Below are 3,507 nucleotides of genomic sequence, written 5' to 3'. Positions count from 1 at the left end.
TTGACGGCGTGGCTCATGGTCACGTAACCGATCAGGAGTACCAATATGCATTAGAACGTCTGGCCAAAATGAATGAGGCTTAGACTTTTCAGGGAAATGTGCATTTGATGTGGCGGAGGGCTGCAATCAGGCGATTCATTAAAACAAAGAGTTTGGGCTACTCGTCATTTTCGAGGGTTCTTCCACTGGACCCCATTAACTGAGGGAATTGGTTGTGTATCACAGTGATGGAATCATTCGCCAGATGCAGGCTGAAAACATACTGGCACAAAGGCTAGACAGAGCCGTTGCCGGAGTACGTGATGAGGTTCGTGACCAAATAGAGAAAATTGATAGAGGTGCCACGCGTTTATTATATTACACCTCGTGCTTCACTGAAGACTATCAAGACGTTTGCGCAGAACAGCAGCTAGAAGATATCCGTTTTCGAAATGGAGTTTATCGCCTGATAAAAAACAGGAATATTGTTTTTGAAATGGTGAAAGTCTATGTTGAGTTATTATTTAATCGCCAAACACCACAACAGCTCGAATTTATTAAGCACTTATTAATGCGAGCAAATATTCATATTGCCGCCAGCTCGCTTACCAACCAGGCATTCGCCCTCGGAGTCACGATGACTGTCTGTGTGGGAATGAACGTCCGAATACCAATTGGACGTGGCATAGGCAGTATCGCGGGAGCCGCAGCTGGAGGACTTGGTATTTACGGCATTATTCAGAATGCCGCCGACAGTGCTAAACGACTCCAGATAATGCATCCCACATATTATCAGGCGTTATATGTGCAAGAGTTAGAAATGATGTATTTTCTAATTGAACCTGCATTTATGCGCGCAGGGGCCTTAAAATCGCATTGGTTATCTGAAAATGATATTGCGGATATTATTATCTCAATGGTAAGGCAGTGATGATTCGATTTCTGAAACAATGGGTGAAGTCCCAATCGCAATATTTTTTCAGGACTTATGTCCCGATAATTCTGACGTTTATATTCGCGATGTTTATGGCTCATTATTTTCCCGATAGTGGTCTGCTTGCTATAGGAATATTCTATATAGTCATGCTGATTTTGATTTTTTTCATTTGGCGTTAATTTTTAACTAAAAGGAATTTATTTATGTCAACACCCGCCCATATCTGGTTAGTGGATGAAAATGGTTCTCCAATTGTTGGATCTTGTTTGATGCCGACTCGATTAGGTTCAGTGGAACTGCGTTCAGTAAACCATAATGTAACCATCCCTGTAGACCCACATATGGGGAAATTGACGGGAACAAGAGTTCACTCCCCAATTTATATTCAAAAAGAATTCGATAAAACAACGCCAACTCTTTTTCGTGCATTATGCGAAGGAAGAACACTTCAGTCTGCGACGATAAAAATGTATCGTATCTTGGATGCAGGAATAGAAAGTGAATACTTTAATATTTTCCTTGAGAACGTAAAGATAACTACAATATCACCCTCTTTACTGCCTAATGGCACGAGCAGCACTCACATGGAAAATATAGCATTACGTTACGAATCGATCACATGGAAATATACAGACGGCAATATCTTCTTTAAAGATTCGTGGAATGAGCGAATGACGGCTTAATGTTAAATTGTGTTCTACATCGTAATGTGAGTGGATTGATTTTTAACTAACACCAGGCTGGTTAGCCAGCCTCCGTCTCCAGGGCTTACGCATTAAAATGAACTTGTGTTAAATCAGTATACTCAGAATATAAATTGCTAAATTTAGTCGAGAGTATTTTGGGGTTTTGTGCCGGAACTGCCGAAATTTCCGGCTCTACGAATTAGTCGATTTTTGAAGCATGTTTGGTATGGGGTTCTACGCCGGAATCCCAGATTTTTCCGTCACCCCAGTTTCAGCGCTGCAACCAACGCATCCAGGTCAATAATCTCATTGCTGCTCTGGAAGGTGTAATGCCCGTTTAACAAAATGTGCTGCCAAGCCACCGGCGATATCCGGGGCAAAGACTCAATGCCTTTGGCATTCCCTTCCGCTTCCAGTCGTCCCAGCAAACGCGACAAGATCGCGGAGTTGTAATAAACGATCGCGTTAGAGATCAACCGCCCGCACTGATTACTGATTTCCGTTTCAATGTCATTTTTCCCGGTTAACTCCTTCTTTCCTCCGACTTTGGCAACTGCAGCGCGTAACTGGCCCAGTGGGAGCGAAGCTACAAAATGCGACATTTGTCTTAGTTGGAGCTAACTGTAGTGACGTAACGAACCATGCCCTGGAGCAGTTGTGCAAACCGATGTGATTCATAATTACCGTCACTTGGCACCATCCAAATGCTACTGAACTCCAGTTGGATCGTTGGTACGCCATGTGCCGCGCCGAACTTTGTAATGGTTTCGTTCTTGGAGGCGGCAAAATAGTTGTTTGAGTAATTGGAAATACCCTCATTTCGTAATGAGGCTATGAGTTTAGTCACCAGTTCGTCTTTACCCAGCAGCGATTTTCCATTCATGGTTCCAATATCGACATCATATGGTCGGAAAGGATGGCTGCCGTGGATATCAATAATGAGTTTCGGCTTTTGTGCTTTTATTAATTCGGCCAGCCTCACTTTATAATCATTATTATCGTAATAGTTAGGGTCTGAAGGAGAGGCTTTTGTTGTATAGATTACCGTCGAATCCGTCAGTTTTCCCAACATAACTGCCAGAGCTGCCGTACCCCCTCCGTCAGAGAAACGATATTTTCCATCCCGAAACGGTTGGGTAGCATGTGGAGCGCTGATGATAATGGGCCCCCGACCTAAGATAACGTTAAACCATTTCTCCCCATTTTTCGGTTCAACATCCTGATTTTTATCTGCATCCTTCTGGTAGGTAATTGCTTCTTTGATATGTTCTGGAGTGAGCAATGCCTTTTCGAAATGACTAGCCCCCTGATTCAATGAGCATGCAGATACTGAAAAAATAAATAGTGCAACAATAGTTAGTTTAATGTTGATTAATTTAATCATATGTTATCTCTTGTGTAGATATTTGCTATTTGGCCCAGTGAGAGCGAAGCATACAAAATGCGACATTTGCCTTAGTTGGTGGTGCTGATTAACAACAAACCATGATCAGCTCAATGCCTCAAATATCATATCCATCGAAAACCCCTTGTACTGGAGGTAGCGAATCTGTTTGTTTTTATCTTTGGTTTCTGACGGCATCTCATCACCAAATTTACTGACTTTCAGTTCCCTTGCCATGGCATACCAGTCCACATCCACTTTCTCCAGCACCTGCTCGACCAACTCCTGAGGAAAACCCTTTTGCCTGATTTCCTGGTTGATTCTGGCCGGGCCATGTTTCTTTCGGACATGTTTATCAATCAGGTGCGTTATCAGGCGGTGATCATCCAGATAACCACACTCAACCAGACGCGACAACGCCTTGTCTATACCCTCCCTGTCTTCCGTCAGCTTATTCAGAACCCGCGTCAATTCACCGGATGCGTAATCCCGCTTTGCCAGCAGTGACACCGCGTAGTCAT

Annotated in this window: 4 protein-coding genes and 1 pseudogene; 2 read left to right on the top strand and 3 right to left on the bottom strand. The window is 43.3% G+C overall.

What is annotated here, in order from left to right; all coding sequences use genetic code 11:
- The first annotated feature begins 214 nt into the window (after positions 1 to 214).
- Positions 215 to 910 carry a hypothetical protein gene (locus AEP37_RS22670; protein ID WP_049615441.1) on the top strand — a complete coding sequence of 232 codons (696 nt, stop codon included), beginning with the start codon at positions 215 to 217 and terminating at the stop codon, positions 908 to 910.
- A gap of 209 nt (positions 911 to 1,119) precedes the next feature.
- Positions 1,120 to 1,599 (top strand): Hcp family type VI secretion system effector, encoded by a 480-nt coding sequence (locus tag AEP37_RS22660; protein WP_049615440.1) that lies wholly within the window; start codon positions 1,120 to 1,122, stop codon positions 1,597 to 1,599.
- A 263-nt stretch (positions 1,600 to 1,862) separates the two neighbouring features.
- Here the strand turns inward: AEP37_RS22660 and AEP37_RS22655 are convergent.
- From AEP37_RS22655 to AEP37_RS22645, 3 genes and pseudogenes are all read right to left on the bottom strand, one after another.
- Positions 1,863 to 2,171: pseudogene (locus AEP37_RS22655) on the bottom strand (Tn3 family transposase); the annotation flags it as partial.
- A 38-nt stretch (positions 2,172 to 2,209) separates the two neighbouring features.
- Positions 2,210 to 2,986, bottom strand: a complete 777-nt coding sequence (locus tag AEP37_RS22650) for a hypothetical protein (protein WP_050692058.1) — start codon at positions 2,984 to 2,986, stop codon at positions 2,210 to 2,212.
- Positions 2,987 to 3,091: 105 nt separating this feature from the next.
- Positions 3,092 to 3,507, bottom strand: a 416-nt coding sequence (locus AEP37_RS22645; RefSeq protein ID WP_072086401.1) for a regulatory protein RecX, incomplete at its 5' end; no start/stop codon positions are given.

It is taken from the genome of Yersinia pekkanenii (genome assembly GCF_001152565.1).
Taxonomy (GTDB): Bacteria; Pseudomonadota; Gammaproteobacteria; order Enterobacterales; family Enterobacteriaceae; genus Yersinia; species Yersinia pekkanenii.
This window is presented reverse-complemented; position numbering and strand designations above follow the sequence as displayed.